The organism is Beduini massiliensis, from assembly GCF_000829905.1.
Lineage (GTDB): Bacteria > Bacillota_I > Bacilli_A > Erysipelotrichales > Coprobacillaceae > Beduini > Beduini massiliensis.
Map to the genome: position 1 here is coordinate 17010 of NZ_CDPP01000005.1, position 16951 is coordinate 33960.

At 37.7% G+C, this 16951-nt stretch carries 13 protein-coding genes; all 13 read left to right on the forward strand.

Annotated elements, in window-relative coordinates; all coding sequences use genetic code 11:
* Window positions 1-26: 26 nt before the first annotated feature.
* The 13 genes from dprA (at window position 27) to BN1225_RS06870 (ending at window position 16942) form a co-directional block, all read left to right on the forward strand.
* Window positions 27-773 carry a DNA-processing protein DprA gene (dprA, locus tag BN1225_RS06810; protein WP_041139082.1) on the forward strand — a complete coding sequence of 249 codons (747 nt, stop codon included), beginning with the start codon at window positions 27-29 and terminating at the stop codon, window positions 771-773.
* A gap of 69 nt (window positions 774-842) precedes the next feature.
* Window positions 843-2945 carry a type I DNA topoisomerase gene (topA, locus tag BN1225_RS06815; RefSeq protein WP_041139083.1) on the forward strand — a complete coding sequence of 701 codons (2103 nt, stop codon included), beginning with the start codon at window positions 843-845 and terminating at the stop codon, window positions 2943-2945.
* 53 nt (window positions 2946-2998) lie between these two features.
* Window positions 2999-4309 carry a methylenetetrahydrofolate--tRNA-(uracil(54)-C(5))-methyltransferase (FADH(2)-oxidizing) TrmFO gene (gene trmFO / locus BN1225_RS06820; protein WP_041139084.1) on the forward strand — a complete coding sequence of 437 codons (1311 nt, stop codon included), beginning with the start codon at window positions 2999-3001 and terminating at the stop codon, window positions 4307-4309.
* A complete protein-coding gene (gene xerA / locus BN1225_RS06825) occupies window positions 4290-5219 on the forward strand; it encodes a site-specific tyrosine recombinase/integron integrase (RefSeq protein WP_082029305.1) in 930 nt (309 codons plus the stop codon). The genes trmFO and xerA overlap by 20 nt, the downstream gene beginning before the upstream one ends.
* Before the next feature lie 132 nt (window positions 5220-5351).
* Window positions 5352-6227 carry a 30S ribosomal protein S2 gene (gene rpsB / locus BN1225_RS06830; protein ID WP_041139086.1) on the forward strand — a complete coding sequence of 292 codons (876 nt, stop codon included), beginning with the start codon at window positions 5352-5354 and terminating at the stop codon, window positions 6225-6227.
* Window positions 6228-6294: 67 nt separating this feature from the next.
* On the forward strand, window positions 6295-7182 hold the full coding sequence (gene tsf / locus BN1225_RS06835; RefSeq protein WP_041139087.1) for a translation elongation factor Ts: 888 nt from the start codon (window positions 6295-6297) through the stop codon (window positions 7180-7182).
* 290 nt (window positions 7183-7472) lie between these two features.
* Window positions 7473-8189: a UMP kinase gene (gene pyrH / locus BN1225_RS06840; protein ID WP_041139088.1), complete on the forward strand. Its 717-nt coding sequence runs from the start codon at window positions 7473-7475 to the stop codon at window positions 8187-8189.
* A 1-nt stretch (window position 8190) separates the two neighbouring features.
* The gene (frr, locus tag BN1225_RS06845) at window positions 8191-8739 is read left to right on the forward strand and encodes a ribosome recycling factor (protein WP_041139089.1); all 549 of its coding nucleotides are present in this window, start codon (window positions 8191-8193) and stop codon (window positions 8737-8739) included.
* Between the two features lie 77 nt (window positions 8740-8816).
* Window positions 8817-9563: an isoprenyl transferase gene (locus BN1225_RS06850; protein ID WP_041139090.1), complete on the forward strand. Its 747-nt coding sequence runs from the start codon at window positions 8817-8819 to the stop codon at window positions 9561-9563.
* Window positions 9563-10345: a phosphatidate cytidylyltransferase gene (locus tag BN1225_RS06855; protein ID WP_041139091.1), complete on the forward strand. Its 783-nt coding sequence runs from the start codon at window positions 9563-9565 to the stop codon at window positions 10343-10345. The genes BN1225_RS06850 and BN1225_RS06855 overlap by 1 nt, the downstream gene beginning before the upstream one ends.
* A 10-nt stretch (window positions 10346-10355) precedes the next feature.
* A complete protein-coding gene (locus tag BN1225_RS06860; protein ID WP_041139092.1) occupies window positions 10356-11507 on the forward strand; it encodes a 1-deoxy-D-xylulose-5-phosphate reductoisomerase in 1152 nt (383 codons plus the stop codon).
* The gene (locus BN1225_RS06865) at window positions 11507-12595 is read left to right on the forward strand and encodes a M50 family metallopeptidase (protein ID WP_041139093.1); all 1089 of its coding nucleotides are present in this window, start codon (window positions 11507-11509) and stop codon (window positions 12593-12595) included. Before BN1225_RS06860 ends, BN1225_RS06865 begins: the two co-directional genes overlap by 1 nt.
* Before the next feature lie 39 nt (window positions 12596-12634).
* A complete protein-coding gene (locus BN1225_RS06870; protein WP_041139094.1) occupies window positions 12635-16942 on the forward strand; it encodes a PolC-type DNA polymerase III in 4308 nt (1435 codons plus the stop codon).
* Window positions 16943-16951: the final 9 nt, after the last annotated feature.

A 16951-nucleotide genomic window follows, 5' to 3' on the forward strand; every position in this document is an offset into this window, starting at 1 on the left:
GCGGTATAAATAAGTGAGGTGAAAACATGGAAGAACAACTCCTTTATTATGCGATTAAATATCAAGGGAACTTTAAACGAATCTATCAAGCCATTGCCAAACATGAATCCATTAATAAAAATGAACTGACAAAAATGAAAGAAACATTAACTTGTTCCTATACAACACTCCTTAGCAACGATTATCCTTTGCGGCTTAAAGAGATAGATTCTCCGCCATTTGTATTGTTTTATTACGGAGACCTTTCACTTTGCAATAAAGAATGTATCAGTATGGTAGGGATGCGTGCTTGCAGTGACTACGGAAGAAAAATGGCTTTATCGATCAGTTCTGATTTAGCGCAAAAAGGAAAAGTAATCGTGAGTGGCATGGCAAAAGGCATCGATGCATATAGTCATTTAGGAGCGGTAAAGGCACAAGGGAAAACCATTGCGGTATTAGGCAGTGGGATCGATTATTGCTATCCTAAAGAAAATTTGGCACTTTATCAATTATTAAAAAAGGAACACTTGGTTATAAGTGAGTATCCGGGAGCGATGATCCCTAAAAAAGAATGTTTTCCGGTACGTAATCGAATCGTTGCCGGATTAGGTGATAAGCTGATTGTTGTAGAGGCCAAACAGCGTTCAGGCACAATGATTACAGTGAATTTTTCATTAAATCAAGGGAAGGATATTTATTGTGTGCCTAACCGCATTGGGGAGTATGACGGCTGTAATCGTTTGATCAGTCAAGGTGCTGATATTTTAGTAGATGTCGAAGATTTGTTTTAATATTTTTGTTGACAATTTATAAAAAAAGTGTAATAAATGGATAAGTATGTAAGAAAGGAAGGAATAAACATGAAAAAGAAATTGGTGATTGTGGAATCCCCTTCTAAATCTAAAACGATTGAAAAATATTTGGGAAGTGACTACACAGTGACTTCGTCAAAAGGACATATAAGAGATTTATCCACTTCCGGAAAAGATGGTTTAGGAGTCGATGTTGAAAACGAATTTGAACCTAAATATGTCATCAGTAAAGATAAAAAAGATGTTGTGAAAGATTTGAAAAAAGCAGTCAAAGATTCAGACTTTGTATATCTGGCTACCGATCCCGACCGTGAGGGAGAAGCAATCTCATGGCATTTAGCTGAAGTGCTGGGGTTAGATGAAACGTTAGAAAATCGTATCGTTTTTAATGAAGTAACAAAAGATGCGGTTGTAGAGGCGTTAAATCATCCTCGCCAGATTGATACAAATTTAGTAAAATCTCAAGAAACAAGACGTGTGCTTGACCGTATCATTGGGTTTAAACTTTCAAAACTGCTTCAAAAGAAGATCAAATCCAAATCAGCCGGACGTGTTCAATCGGTTGCTTTACGATTGATTGTTGAAAAAGAACGTGAAATTGATGCGTTTAAACCAGAAGAATATTGGCATATTAATGCAAAGTTCTTGAAAGATGAAATTGAATTCAGCGGTGAACTTGCAAAATATAAGAATAAAAAGATTGAAATTCATAATGTAGAAGAAGCAAATTCTATTTACGAACGTTTAAACAAAGAGTTCATTGTCAGCAATGTTAAAAAGACAAAGCGAAATCGTGATTCAAAGCCACCGTTTACAACGTCAACACTCCAGCAGGCAGCTTCTTCGCAATTAGGATTTAGTGCGAAGAAAACTATGTCAATCGCTCAAAAGCTTTATGAAGGGATTGATTTGAAAAGTGAAACTGTCGGGCTGATTACCTATATGCGTACTGATTCCATTCGTTTATCAGACAGCTTTGTTCAAGATGCTGATCAGTATATTGAAAAAGTCTATGGTAAAAAATATGTTGGAAAAAGAAAAGTATCGAAGAAAAAGGAAAACGTACAAGATGCCCATGAGGGGATTCGTCCGACCAGTGTGGAAAGATCACCGGAATCTGTCAAAGAGTATTTATCCCATGATGAATTCCGTCTGTATAAATTAATCTACAGCCGTGCTGTAGCTTCTTTGATGGCTCCGGCAGTATTTGATGCGACTTCTGTCAGCTTAGACAACAATGGCTATGAATTTAAGGTAACCGGCTCTGTGATCAAGTTTGACGGGTATTTACGTCTTTATAGTGATTATGATAAATCGGAAGATATGCTGTTGCCGGAATTGGTTGAAACAGAAACTTTAATTTCTCAAGATATTCAAAAAACACAGCATTTTACGAAACCACCGGCTCGCTATAGTGAAGCGAAACTAATTAAAACTCTTGAAGAACTTGGAATTGGACGTCCAAGTACGTATGCCAGTATCATTGATACGATTCAGACACGTGGTTATGTCAGCTATGAGGATAAGAAATTTTCACCAACGGAGTCTGGATATTTGACGAGTGATAAATTAACGGAATATTTTGATTCGATTATTAATGTTGAATATACAGCTGATATGGAGCATGAACTCGATGAGATTTCAGAAGGAAAAGATAACTATGTGTCTGCTTTGAGATCGTTCTGCAATCAGTTTGATCCACTGCTTGAAAAAGCATATGAGAACATGGAAAAAATCGAAGATAAGAAAACAGGAGAGTTATGTCCGGAATGTGGACATGATCTCGTGGAAAGGAAAGGCCGTTATGGGACTTTTGTAGCTTGCAGTAATTTCCCGGCTTGCCGTTATATTAAAAAGCCGGAAGTACAGGTGGAAGAAACGGGTGAAATGTGTCCGGAATGCGGAAGTCCGATGATTTATAAGCAGGGTCGTTTTGGCCGCTTTGAGGCTTGCAGCAACTATCCGACCTGTAAACATATCAAGAAAAAAGAAAAAAGTACTGCAGCTTCAGCAAAGAAGAAAAGTGAACCGGTTATTGTTGAAGGGGAAAAATGCCCGAACTGCGGAGGAGAAGTGGTTTTGAAAAAAGGCCGTTATGGTGAGTTCAAAGCCTGTATCAACTATCCTAAATGTAAAACGATCATCAAATAATAGGGCTATTCGTTTAACGTTTAGCCTTTCTTTAGCTTAGAAGGAGGAATCTTATGGAACAGAAAGTAAATGTTGTTGGTGCTGGCTTGGCCGGCTGTGAAGCAACCTATCAATTAATTAAAGAAGGAATCCCGGTTCGTTTATATGAAATGCGTCCCATCAAATCAACTGAAGCACATCAAACAGAAAATTTCGCCGAATTAGTATGTTCAAATTCACTGCGTGCTGATGGATTGGGGAACGCTGTGGGAGTATTAAAACAAGAAATGGAAATGCTGGACAGTCTTATTATCCGTTTTGCCAGAATTCATGCTGTACCGGCCGGAGGATCGTTAGCAGTGGATCGTCATGGCTTTTCAAATGCCGTGACACAGTACATAAAACAGCATCCTTTAGTAGAAGTCATTCATGAAGAAGTAACAGAGATTCCTCAAGGACCGACGATTATAGCGAGCGGACCGCTAACTTCTCAGCCATTGAGCGAAGCGATTAAGACCTTGTTGGGAGATGATTATTTCTATTTCTTTGATGCAGCGGCACCGATCGTTACTAAAGAGAGCATTGACTTCACGAAGGCTTACTATAAATCACGCTATGATAAAGGGGAAGCAGAATATATCAACTGTCCGATGGATAAAGAACAGTTTGAACAATTCTATGAGGCTTTGATTCATGCGGAAGTGGTGAAACCAAAAGATTTTGAAGAAAAGTTCTTTGAAGGCTGCATGCCGTTTGAAGAAATGGCTCGTCGTGGAAATCAGACATTACTGTTTGGTCCCATGAAACCGGTGGGCTTAGAAACTCCGGATGGGAAGCGTCCTTATGCAGTGGTGCAGTTGCGACAAGATAATGCCAATGCCAGCCTCTACAACATTGTCGGATTTCAGACCCATTTGACTTGGCCGGAGCAAAAACGTATCTTACAGATGATTCCGGGATTGGAAAACTGTCAGATTGTACGCTACGGGGTGATGCATCGTAATTCTTTTATCTGTTCACCGCTTCATTTGCGTCAAACTTATCAGTATCGCCTGCGTGATGATCTGTTCTTTGCCGGACAGCTGACGGGGGTGGAGGGCTATGTGGAATCTGCCAGCAGCGGTATTGTTGCCGGATTAAATATGGCTAGACTGCTCCGACAAAAAACATTGATAACTTTTGATCCGCGTACGATTACCGGAGCATTGGCTTATTATATTACACATAGTGACAGTCAAAATTTCCAGCCGATGAAAGCTAATTTTGGAATTGTACCGGATTTGGAAATGAAAGTGAAAAAGAAGGAAAAGAAGGCAGCTTATGCTGCTCGTGCGATTGAGATTATGAAAGAACAGCTAGGTAAAAATGATGAAAGAATGGATTGATCATTATTTAAACTATTTAACGAATCTTAAACAATATTCCAAATTAACGATTAAGACCTATTCCAATGATATCGAGCAGTTCTATCTTTACTGTAAAAAAGAGGCGTTTGATAGTTATGATCAGATTACTTATCCACATGTTCGTGGCTATATCGTCTTTTTGCATGACCATGATCTCTCTAATTTATCGATTCGTCATCATATCAGTGTACTGCGATGTTTTTTTGCATATTTATTGGAAAACGATGTGATCAAAGCAAATCCATTTGCGTTAGTCTCTCAGCCTAAAATTACCAAAAAAATGCCGGAATTTCTCTACTATGATGAATTTGAGGCGTTGATTGACAGTATTGATCTTTCTAAACCATTAGGAAAACGCAATCGAATGATTATTGAGTTAATGTATGCTACCGGATTAAGAGTCAGTGAAGCGATTAACGTAAAATTGGCAGACATTGATTTTGCTCAAGGACTGATTGTGGTGAAAGGAAAAGGAGGAAAGACACGCTATGTTCCTTTTAATCCAATCTGCCAGCAGTATATGGAAGAGTATATTGAAGATACACGCAAAGAATTAATGGAAAACAGGAATGAAGCTCATCCTTACTTATTTGTGAATCAATATGGTGGTAAAATAACGGAGCGCGGTGTTTATGATATGCTAAAAAAAGTATCGCTAAATTCTCCCTTGAAAAAGAAAGTACATCCGCACATGCTGCGTCATACGTTTGCTACGCACTTATTAGATCAGGGAGCAGATATTCGTATCGTTCAGGAGATGATGGGACATGCTGATTTATCTTCTACCCAAATTTATACGCATGTGACGATGGATAAATTGAAAAAAACCTATATGTCCGCACACCCTTTAGCGAATAAAAGCCCATTAAAAGGGAAAGATAAAGATTGACAAGTTCATGATTTTATAATATAATCAACAAGGTATTAAAAAAATACACACATCATGGATTCGACTATCGAGTGCCGAAAGGTGATAGGCGTTGGAAGTGGTGGAGGAAAAAAACAAAAGGAGGAAGTTACTATGTCTGTAATTTCAATGAAAAAATTACTTGAAGTTGGTGTGCATTTTGGACATCAAACAAAAAGATGGAACCCAAAAATGGCGCCTTACATCTTTACATCAAGAAACGGGATTTATATCATCGACTTGCAAAAATCATCTAAGAAAATTGATGAAGCTTACAAAGCAATGGGTGAAATCGCCGCTAAAGGTGGAAAAGTACTGTTCGTAGGTACTAAAAAACAAGCTCAAGAAGCAGTTAGAGAAGAATCATTAAGATCTGAATCTTTCTATGTTAACAGCAGATGGTTAGGTGGAACTTTAACAAACTTCAAAACTATCCAAAAAAGAATCAGAAGATTAAAAGAATTAGAAAAAATGGAAGCTGACGGAACTTTTGATGTATTACCTAAAAAAGAAGTCATCTTACTTAAAAAAGAAGCCGCTAAGTTAGAAAAGAACTTAGGTGGTATCAAAGAAATGAAAAAATTACCAAACGCTTTATTCGTTGTGGATCCAAAAGCTGAACACAACGCAGTAGCGGAAGCAAGAATCTTAGGTATTCCTGTATTTGGTATTGTTGATACAAACTGTGATCCTGATGAAGTGGATTACGTAATCCCAGCAAATGATGATGCCATCAGAGCAGTTAAATTAATTATTGCCGCTATGGCTGATGCAATCTGTGAAGCAAAAGGTGAACCTTTAACAGTCGCTTACGTTAAAGATGAAGATGATAAAGAAGTATCAATGAATGATGCTATCACTTCAGTAGAAAATAACGAAAGAAGAAAACCTCGTTATAGAGATGATCGTCCAAGACGTCCTAGATACGATAACAGAAATAATGACAGAACTGTGAGTGCAACAAGCCCTGAAAAAAAAGTCAGTGAATAGTCAGCGAAGGGAAAAGTAATCACTACTTTTCCTTTTTTATTAAAAATAAAATGGAGGATAAAATAAAATGGCAATTAGTGCAGCATTAGTAAAAGAATTACGTGAAAAAACAGGTGCAGGGATGATGGACTGCAAAAAAGCTTTAGAAACTTGTGAAGGTGACATTGCAAAGGCTTTCGACTGGTTAAGAGAAAAAGGAATTGCAAAAGCAGCTAAAAAAGCAGATCGTATCGCAGCTGAAGGATTAACTGCATTTGTAATTGATGGAGACAAAGCCGCTTTAGTCGAAGTAAACTCAGAAACTGATTTCGTCGCAAAAAATAAAGAATTCCAAGATTTAGTGGCTTTATGTGCAGACTTAATGGTGAAAAATGCACCTGCTGACTTAGATGCAGCTTTAAAAATCGATGTTGATGGTAAACCATTGGAAATCGTAATCGCAGAAGCATCTGGAAAAATCGGAGAAAAATTAAGCTTAAGAAGATTTGCTGTGATGAACAAAAACAGTGATGAAGTATTCGGAGCTTACAGCCATATGGGTGGTAAAATGAGTGCGATCGTTAAAATCAACGGTGCCAGTGAAGAAGCAGCTAAAGATGTGGCAATGCATGTAGCCGCTCAATCACCAAAATACATCGACAGAACAGCTATTCCTGCAGAAGAATTAGCTCATGAAAGAGAAGTATTATTAGCTCAGGCATTAGAAGAAAATGCACAAGCAGCAAAACCAAAACCAGAAAATATCATTGAAAAAATGGTAGAAGGTCGTTTAAACAAAAACTTAAAAGATATTTGTTTAGTTGACCAAGAATTCATTAAAAACCCTGATGTTACAATCGCTCAATACATTGGTAACGGAAAAGTTGTAGAAATGGCTCGTTTCCAAGTAGGTGAAGGAATCGAAAAGAAAGAAGAAAACTTTGCTGAAGAAGTAGCAAAACAAATGGGGAAATAATCATTCCAATATAAACTGTGATAGAGGGTCTTCTACCGCAGTTTTTTTATGTCAACAAAGGAGAATAACGGTGTTTTTTCTTGCTTGTTCCTATCTAAAAAAGAGTTGCAACACCCTATTAAATTGGGTATAATTAAAAAGGTTAGGAAGATGACGTATAAGCTGCAAAACAGCAATGATTATCCTAAAATTCCTAATTCATCCTTAAAATCGAGAAGATTTTGGGTATAATGATAAAGATAAAAAAGATGTGAGTCCAAATATTGGAAAAAGAAAGGATACTACATAATATGAAATACAATCGAGTACTATTGAAATTGAGCGGAGAGGCTTTAGCGGGAGAACAGAAATTTGGGATTGACGCTAAAACAGTAGCTAAAATTGCTCAAGAAATCGTAGACGCTAAAAATAAAGGCGTAGAAATCGCTATTGTTGTTGGTGGCGGAAACATTTGGCGCGGTAAAGTCGGAAGCGAGATGGGAATGGAAAGAGCAACAGCCGATTACATGGGAATGCTGGCCACCGTGATGAATGGGTTAGCAATTCAAAATGCGTTGGAAACATTAAATGTGGAAACCCGTTTGTTATCTGCTATCGAAATGCAGGAAATTGCCGAACCTTATATCCGTAGAAGAGCAGTCAGACATTTAGAAAAAGGAAGAATCGTGATTTTTGGTGCCGGTTTAGGAAGTCCTTTCTTTACGACGGATACGACAGCGGCATTACGTGCTGCCGAAGTGGATGCCGAAGTTATTTTGATGGCTAAAAACGGAGTAGACGGTGTATATTCAGCTGATCCTAAACTGGATAAAACAGCAACCCGTTTTGATCATATTACGTACTTGGATGTATTAAATAAGAATTTACAAATCATGGATCAGACAGCGATCACATTATGTAAAGATAATGATATTGATTTATGCGTCTTCAACATGCAAGAAGAAGGCAATATTGCCAGAGCTGTTACTGGTGAAGTAAACGGAACAATCATTTCAGGAGGAAAATAAGATGATCTCAATGATTAAAGAAGAATTAGTTGAAAGAATGGATAAAGCAGTTGAAAGCTATGAAAGAGATTTGGCGACAGTAAGAACAGGGCGTGCTAATCCTACGATGTTAGACAGAGTTCAATTTGATTATTACGGAACACCAACACCAATTAATCAAATGGCTTCCATCAGTGTACAAGAAGGGCGCCAATTGGTGATTAAGCCTTATGACACTTCAACAATGAAAGATATCGAACATGCCATTTTAGAATCAGATTTAGGATTAAATCCACAAAGCGATGGATCTGTGATTCGTTTAAATGTTCCCGCTTTAACAGAAGAAAGAAGAAAAGAATTTGTTAAGCAAGTAAAAAAATACGCTGAGAATGCAAAGGTAGCAATCAGAAATATTCGTCGTGATGCGAATGATGATATCAAAAAGTTGAGTGATGTTTCAGAAGATGAAAAGAAACGTGCACAAGAAGATATCCAAAAGCAAACTGACCGTTATACAAAAAAGATTGACGAAATCGCAGCAGTTAAAGAAAAAGATATTATGACCGTTTAAGATGTAGTATTTACATCTTTTTCTTTTTGTTTAAAATAAAACTATGGTATAATACCAATAACTGTGAGGTGTGAACAATGCTTTTTAAGAGAAAAGATGAAAGTAATATAGAATTAATGGAAGAACTGATTCCTCAGCATATTGCGTTTATTATGGATGGTAACGGACGTTGGGCAAAAAAAAAGGGAATGCCGAGAACTTATGGGCATCATGAAGGAACGAAAAATATACGTACTTTAGCTTTAGAAGCCAATCGTTTAGGGATTAAGGCGATGACGGTCTATGCGTTTTCAACGGAAAATTTTAAAAGACCGCAAAGTGAAGTGGATTTTATTTTTAAATTACCTAAGGAATTTTTCAAAATCTATTTAAAAGATTTCTTAGAGAACAATATTCAGGTGCGTTATATCGGTCATATTGAACAGGCACCTAAGTCAACACGAGATGTCATTTTAGATTCTGTGGAACAGACAAAAAACAATACCGGCTTAATTCTTTGCTTTGCCTTTATCTATGGAGCACAAGACGAAATTCTATGTGCAGTGAAAGATATTGTCAAAGATGTCAAAGAAGGGGCAATCAGCGAAGATGAAATTAGTGAAGAACTGTTTGAAAGTTATCTCATGAGTGCTGATCTTCCACCATTGGATTATATGATCAGAACCAGTGGAGAATGTCGCTTATCAAACTTTATGCTTTGGCAGATGGCGTATGCGGAAATGTATTTCAGTGATGTTTATTGGCCAGATTTTGATGTTGAAGAATTATATAAAGCGTTGGATCATTATCAAAAATGTGATCGTCGTTACGGAGGCTTAAAATAATGAAGCAGCGTATTATCACCGCCTTGATCCTAATGGCGCTGGTCATTCCGGCGGCTCTTATCGGCGGACGAGTTTTTACGCTTCTGATCGGCATGATCATGGCACTTGCGATTTATGAGTTATTAAAGATCATGCATCTTTCGACTTGGAATATCTTTTTAGATATTGCAGTGTATCTCTATGCGTTCTATGTTGTCTTTATTGATGATTCTATGTTTTTTGTCAGTAGTTTTGCGATCGTGCTGTTTGCTATTTTGTTATTTGCTTTCAGCATGGTGTTGGAATGTCTGGATATTAGTAAAATTAATTTCCTTTTAGGGTTTACGACTTTTGTCTGTATAGGACTTCATTGTATTCTAAATATCCGTTTAAAATTTGGGTTCTCATCAATTCTGTTTATTGCGATTGCGACTTACGGAAGTGATACAGGGGCTTATTTTGCCGGGGTAACTTTAGGTAAACATAAATTAATTCCCAGATTATCTCCTAAGAAAACGATTGAAGGGTCTATAGGCGGAATATTATTGGGAACCATTTTAGCGACTGTCTTTGTCTATTTTAATCCCTTAGATTTAACATTGCTGCAAAGTGCTTTTTTGGCTTTCATTTTAACGATGACTGCTCAGATTGGTGACTTGACATTCAGCAGTGTGAAACGTTATTTCAAAATCAAGGATTTCTCAAATCTGTTACCCGGTCATGGGGGAATTTTAGATCGTATTGACAGTTTATTATTTAACTGTTTAGTATTTGCATTATTTGTAACGTATTTCTTATTATAAGGAGTTTTATATGAAAACATTATCTGTATTAGGTGTAACCGGTTCGATCGGTATGCAGACTGTCGATGTCGTAAAAAATCATCCCGACTTATTTCGTATTATCGGTGTTTCTGCCGGACGTAATATTGAAAAATTAATAGAAGTGATTGAAACAGTCCATCCTCAATATGTGTGTGTGATGGATCAAAAAGATGCATTGCAATTACAACATCAATATCCTTCATTAACAATCTATTATGGTGATGAAGGATTAATCAAGATTGCGACATTGGATGAAATCAGTTTAGTATTAAATGCGGTAGTTGGGTTTGTTGGGATGGTACCCACCATCGAAGCTATTAAAAAACATAAAGATATCGCACTTGCCAATAAGGAAACACTGGTTGTCGGCGGGCATATCATCACTCGTTTAGTAAAAGAATATGGCGTGCAATTATTGCCGGTGGATAGTGAGCATTCGGCGATTTTCCAATCATTAAACGGAGAAAAGCATTCGCAGATTCACAAGCTGATGATTACCGCATCGGGAGGAAGTTTCCGTGATAAAACGCGTGATGAACTACAAGGAGTAAGTAAAAAAGAGGCGCTTTGTCATCCAAACTGGTCAATGGGCGCAAAAATTACGATTGATTCTGCTACCATGTTTAATAAAGGCTTTGAAGTGATCGAGGCGAAATGGTTGTTTGATATGGATTATGATGATATTATAGTATATATTCATCCGGAAAGTATTATTCATTCAATGGTGGAATATAATGATACTGCCATCATTGCTCAATTAGGGACGCCGGATATGCGTCTGCCAATCCAATATGCTTTGACTTATCCGGATCGTTTTGAAATCAGCAACGCGAAGCATTTGCATTTAGAAGAGATCGGTGCTCTGCATTTTAGTAAACCGGATCTTGAACGTTACAGAGCTTTACGTCTTGCCTATGAAGCCGGGCGCAAAGGGGGAAGCATGCCTTGTGTTTTAAACGGGGCAAATGAACAGGCGGTCAGTTTGTTTTTAAATGATCAAATCGAATTCTTACAGATTGAAGAATTAGTGGAAAGTGCACTGAAAGATCATCAATGGGTTGAAGATCCGACAATTGAAGAATTGTTGGAGATCGATCATTGGGCAAGAGAACACGTCTTAGCACAAATAGGAGGAAAGTAATGCAACATATATTAATCTTTATTGTATTTATCCTAGTATTAGGGTTCATCATTACGATTCATGAATTAGGACATTTTATTGCCGCAAAACATTTCGGTGTTTACTGCGGACAATTTTCGATTGGGATGGGACCAAAATTATGGTCAAAGAAGATTGGAGAGACCAACTATGAATTAAGAGCCTTGCCAATCGGTGGATTCGTTGCCATGGCAGGAGAAGCAGATCAGGAAGAAAATGAAGATATGAAAGATGTTCCTTTTGAACGTACATTAAAAGGAATTGCGACATGGAAACAGGTAGTTGTTTATTTAGCTGGCGTTTTCATGAATTTCTTATCTGCATTTATCATCATTGTCGCTGTATATGCGATTTCTGTACCGGTACAAAGCAATTCTTCTACAATTGGGAAAGTAGTCGACAATTCTCCTGCGATGACAGCTGGAATTCAGGCTCAGGATACCATCAACAAAATTACTGTAGTCGATAGCGGAAAGCAATTTTTAATTGGATCTTATTCCGATTTACAAGGCGCTTTAAGTAAAGGTCAGAATAATTACAGTGGAGAAACATTGGCATTGAAAGTTACGATTGAAAGAGATCATACTACCTTTGATTATAATGTCAATGCGACATATCGTTCTGAAACCGACAGTTATTTTCTCGGGGTTTCCCCTACAACACGTCGTTTGACTTTTGTGGAAAGTGTGGAATATGGAGCGAATTATTTTAAAGATGCTTCTTTGCTAGTGTTTTCAACATTAGGAAAACTGATTACGAATTCAAAAGAAACAATTGGGCAACTGTCAGGTCCGGTCGGAATATATAATGTTGTCGGAGAAGTCACTCAGTCAGGAAACTTTGCCAATGTCTTATTATTAGTTTCCATGCTGGGAATCAATATTGGGGTATTTAATCTGTTGCCGATTCCGGGATTGGATGGAAGTCAGGTATTATTTGCTGTCGTTGAAAAAGCCATAGGGCGGGATATACCGGTCAAATTCCGATATGCCTTGCAGCTTGCCGGCTTAGCTTTAGTGTTTGGCTTGATGATTATTGTCACAGTCAATGATATTACACGATTATTTTAATAAGCACAGTCGTGCTTATTTTTTTGGAGGGGATATATTATGAATAAAATGGAGATTCTTTTAGAACAACTGCAATTAGAGAATACAACACAATTAAAAGAAACGGCTGTCATTGAAAAAGTAGAGATTGAACATGATGCCTTTACTTTTTATATACGATTAGAATCCTTATTGGATTATCATGAATTTACACAACTGCAATCCCATTTGGATCGTTTCCCTTATCCTTGTGATTTTTTGTTTAGTTTAAATAAGTTATTTTATCGTGAAGATGATATCGCTAATTATTTCTTATATTTTTGCAAGCGCCATGCTCAGGATTATCCGCAGTTAAGCTGTGTGGAACCATCACAGATTCAATTAGACCGTGATCTTTTACGTATCGAACTGGTGAATGAAATTCAGTTAAACAGTATCGAACCTTTAAAGCCCAAACTCGTTGCATTTTTTCATACTTTGGGAATTGATTTATTTATTGATTTTTATGTGAATAAAGAAAATCCGGATTATCAAAGAATGTTGGCAGAAATGGAAACTCAGCGTACTCAGGAGGTCTACATAAAGCCAACACCGATTGCACCGACGAAAAAAGAAAACAAGTATGTACCTTATAATTCTAAGAAATTTAATGATGTCATTGCGTTAAAATTAAATGAAATCAATGGGGATCTTCCCAATGTCAGTGTTCAAGGCTATGTGTTTAAAGTAGAATTGACAAAGATTCGTTCAGGCAAGCATATCCAGTCTATTTGGCTGACCGATTATACGGATTCTATTATGTGCAAGCGTTTTGAAAATGCCCGCATGGATTTAGACGCGTTGAATGAAGTAAAAAAAGGGGTATGGATCAAAGTAATCGGTGAAGTGAAATTTGACAGCTTCGCCAGAGAAACCGTGATGATGGCAAATCAGCTGGAAATTATTCCGGCACCCTTGGCCCGTACGGATAAAGCAGAAAAGAAACGTGTAGAACTGCATACCCATTCTAAAATGTCAACGATGGATGGAATTGCCAATGTCAGTGATTATATTGACCAAGCTGCAAAATGGGGGCACCAAGCTATCGCTATTACCGATCATGGGAATGTTCAATCTTTTCCGGAAGCACAGCAGGCAGCAAACAAAGCCGGAATTAAGATGCTGTATGGGTGTGAGGTCAATATGATTGATCCCACGCTGCATATCGTACGCAATGCGACAAAAGCACCCTTACGTGATGCTGTGTATGTCTCTTTCGACTTAGAAACAACCGGACTTTCCGTTATTCATGATGGCATTACCGAATTTGGAGCGGTAAAGATTAAAAACGGAGAAGTTATTGACCGATTACAATCATTTATCAATCCGGAAAAAGAAATCAGCGCTAAAATTACTCAGCTGACCAGTATTACAAATGAAATGGTGAAAGATGCACCTACTATTAAAGAATTTTTACCTACTATTAAAGCGTTCTTTGGTGATGATATTATCGTTGCCCATAATGCGACCTTTGACGTTGGCTTTCTCAATGAATCCTGCAAACGTCATGGCATGGAATTAATCCATAATCCTTATATCGATTCCCTTCCTCTAGCAAGAGCCATCATGAAACCCATGAAGTCCTATCGTTTGGGAACGGTTGCCCGCCATTATAAGGTAGGTTACGATGAAGAAGTTGCCCATCGTGCCGACTATGATGCGGAAGTGTTGGGAAGCGTCTTTAATCTCCTTATCAGTGATGCAATGGATAAGAAAAAGATTGCTTATTTAGATGAATTGAACAGTCTTCAAACAATGAATACATATCAGTTAGTTTTCCCATATCATGCTACACTGTTAGTGAAAAATAAGATCGGATTAAAAAACCTGTTTAAAATTGTTTCAAAATCATGTACAGAATTTTATTATGGCGATGCTCGTATCCCTAAAGAAGTCTTGGAAGAATATCGTGATGGACTATTGATTGGAAGCAGTTGTTATCGTTCAGATGTTTTTGAAGCGGCACTGAATTTAGGGGATAACGAACTGGAAGAATATATGAAATTCTATGACTATATTGAGATTCAGCCGTTTGCGGACTATTATCATCTGATTGATCGCGGTAATCTGCAAAGTGAAGAAGATTTAATCATTTCATTAAAACGATTGATCGCAATGGCAAAAAAATTGAATAAACTGATCGTTGCAACAGGCGATGTTCACTTCTTAAATCCAACTGATAAAATTTATCGTGATGTTTTTATTGCGAATCCAACGATTGGGATCAACCGCCGTGCACATCCATTGTGTAACCGTAAAGATCCCCGTGCTTTTACACCCTCTCAGTATTTCCGAACGACCGATGAGATGATGGAATGCTATCCATATTTAGATCATCATGAAACTTATGAATATGTAGTGGAAAATACCAATAAAATTGCGGATATGATCGATGGGGATTTCAGCGTAGTCCATGATCAGTTGTTTACTCCGGGGATTGAGGGAGTAGATGAATTATTGACAGAACTTTGCTATAAAAATGCTCATAAAATGTATGGCGATCCACTTCCTGAAGTCATCGAGGCACGTTTAGAAAGAGAATTAGGAAATATCATTAAACATGGATTTGCGGTTATTTACTATATCGCACATAAATTAGTTAAAAAGTCAAATGATGATGGTTATCTGGTTGGTTCACGTGGTTCCGTTGGTTCTTCGTTTGTTGCCACAATGGCAGAAATCACCGAAGTGAATCCATTAGCTCCCCATTATTACTGTCCTAATTGCCAGTATAGTGAGTTTGTTGAAGAAGAAGGAATTGCCGATGGCTATGACCTGCCAGATAAGTTATGTCCAAAATGCGGAAAGCCTTTAAAAGGGGATGGACATAATATTCCGTTTGAAACATTCTTAGGGTTTAACGCTGATAAGGTGCCGGATATCGATTTAAACTTCTCCGGGGATTATCAATGGAAAGCGCATAATTATACGCAGGTATTGTTCGGTGAAGATAAAGTGTATCGTGCCGGTACTATCTCTACTGTAGCGGATAAGACGGCTTATGGCTATGCGAAAGGATATGCTGAATTGCTGGGAATTGATAATTCGATTCGTTCAGCCGAACTGGAACGCATTGCCATGGGATGTACAGGGGTTAAACGTACCAGTGGTCAGCATCCCGGAGGGATCATCGTTATTCCGGGATACATGGATGTGTATGATTTTACGCCGATCCAGTTCCCGGCAGATGATGTCAGCGCTTCATGGAAAACAACCCATTTCGACTTCCATGCCATCCATGACAATGTATTGAAATTGGATATTTTAGGGCATGTTGACCCTACCGTAACGAGAATGCTGCAGGACTTAACCGGAATTGATCCAAAAGACATTCCGACAAACGATCCACAGGTAATGAGTCTTTTCACTTCAACAAAAGCAATGGGAATTGATCTTAGCTATTTAAACTGCAAGACCGGGGCATTGGGATTACCTGAGTTTGGTACCCAGTTCGTTCGTGGAATGTTGGAACAGACACAGCCTAAAAACTTTAACGACTTATTGATTATTTCCGGTTTGTCTCATGGAACCGATGTTTATTTGGGAAATGCTGAATCCTTAATCAAATCAGGAACCTGCACCTTATCCGAAGTTATCGGATGTCGTGATGATATCATGGTATATTTAATTGAAAAGGGACTGCCTAATAAAGATGCTTTCGATATCATGGAATGTGTGCGTAAGGGAAAATCTCCAAAAGTCTTCCCGGAAAAAGATTATGAAAATTTAATGAAAAAATACAATGTACCGGATTGGTATATTGAATCATGTAAGAAAATCAAATACATGTTCCCCAAAGCTCATGCGGCAGCTTATGTATTGTCTGCAATTCGTGTAGCTTGGTGGAAACTGTATTATCCAAGAGAATATTATGCTGTTTATTTTACGACTCGCTGCGATGCCTATGATATTGAAACAATGATCAAAGGTAAAGAAGCCATCCTGCTTAGAAAGCAAGAAATCGAAAAAAGCAAACAAGAATACAATTCTACTAAGAAAGATGAAGATTTGTTAGGAATGTTTGAAATTGCATTAGAGATGTATGAACGTGGATTCCATTTCAATAACGTCTCTTTAGATAAATCGGATGCTACGGACTTTATTTTAGATCCTGATGATGACAAAGCTTTAATTCCGCCGTTTACCGCTATCGATGGTTTAGGTGAAGCAGTTGGAATCAGCGTGATTGAAGCAAGAAAAGAAAATCCGTTCTTATCAAAAGAAGACGTCGTAAAACGTACGCGTTTAAATAATACACATATCAAATTTATGAGTAAATTAAATGTCTTTGAGGGAATGGAAGAAGAAAATCAGTTGTCTTTATTTTAAAAGGGCCTG

What these genes read in the sequence shown, in the direction of transcription:
- dprA (WP_041139082.1), top strand. Translation starts at nt 27, where the DNA reads ATGGAAGAACAACTCCTTTATTATGCGATTAAATATCAAGGGAACTTT.
- BN1225_RS06850 (WP_041139090.1), top strand. Translation starts at nt 8,817, where the DNA reads ATGCTTTTTAAGAGAAAAGATGAAAGTAATATAGAATTAATGGAAGAA.
- rpsB (WP_041139086.1), top strand. Translation starts at nt 5,352, where the DNA reads ATGTCTGTAATTTCAATGAAAAAATTACTTGAAGTTGGTGTGCATTTT.
- frr (WP_041139089.1), top strand. Translation starts at nt 8,191, where the DNA reads ATGATCTCAATGATTAAAGAAGAATTAGTTGAAAGAATGGATAAAGCA.
- BN1225_RS06855 (WP_041139091.1), top strand. Translation starts at nt 9,563, where the DNA reads ATGAAGCAGCGTATTATCACCGCCTTGATCCTAATGGCGCTGGTCATT.
- pyrH (WP_041139088.1), top strand. Translation starts at nt 7,473, where the DNA reads ATGAAATACAATCGAGTACTATTGAAATTGAGCGGAGAGGCTTTAGCG.
- BN1225_RS06865 (WP_041139093.1), top strand. Translation starts at nt 11,507, where the DNA reads ATGCAACATATATTAATCTTTATTGTATTTATCCTAGTATTAGGGTTC.
- topA (WP_041139083.1), top strand. Translation starts at nt 843, where the DNA reads ATGAAAAAGAAATTGGTGATTGTGGAATCCCCTTCTAAATCTAAAACG.
- BN1225_RS06870 (WP_041139094.1), top strand. Translation starts at nt 12,635, where the DNA reads ATGAATAAAATGGAGATTCTTTTAGAACAACTGCAATTAGAGAATACA.
- tsf (WP_041139087.1), top strand. Translation starts at nt 6,295, where the DNA reads ATGGCAATTAGTGCAGCATTAGTAAAAGAATTACGTGAAAAAACAGGT.
- BN1225_RS06860 (WP_041139092.1), top strand. Translation starts at nt 10,356, where the DNA reads ATGAAAACATTATCTGTATTAGGTGTAACCGGTTCGATCGGTATGCAG.
- xerA (WP_082029305.1), top strand. Translation starts at nt 4,290, where the DNA reads ATGATGAAAGAATGGATTGATCATTATTTAAACTATTTAACGAATCTT.
- trmFO (WP_041139084.1), top strand. Translation starts at nt 2,999, where the DNA reads ATGGAACAGAAAGTAAATGTTGTTGGTGCTGGCTTGGCCGGCTGTGAA.